This is a genomic window from Erythrobacter sp. HI0063 (genome assembly GCF_001635685.1).
Classification (GTDB): domain Bacteria; phylum Pseudomonadota; class Alphaproteobacteria; order Sphingomonadales; family Sphingomonadaceae; genus Qipengyuania.
On the sequence record NZ_LWFF01000308.1, the window covers coordinates 1 to 306 of the forward strand.

Sequence of the window (306 nt, forward strand, 5' to 3'; positions counted from 1 at the left end):
GCGGTCATCGCATCGTCTGCGACCGCCTTGCGCACCGCCTTCTCCATCGATCCGCGACCGACCTTGCCGAGCCGGATCCCGAACACCTTCAGCGAGTGGCGGATGGCGTTCTCGATATCGAGGAACTTGCGCTTCAGGTTGCGCCGCTGCACCAGCAGCAGGCGTATCCGGTAGCAGTCTTCGGTCTTGATATGCGCCTCGCGAAACCACCCGGGGCGCATGATATGGGCGATGCCGAGCGCATCGGCGGCATCGGTCTTGTGGCGCTGGGCCGACAGCGCAGCGCGCACATGGCGGGTCTCCAGG

1 protein-coding gene is annotated in these 306 nt (G+C 65.7%); it reads right to left on the minus strand.

All coding sequences use genetic code 11. From position 1 onward, the window contains the following. A partial coding sequence (locus A3736_RS10860; protein WP_156502088.1) for a transposase occupies positions 1-306 on the minus strand: 306 nt, incomplete at both ends.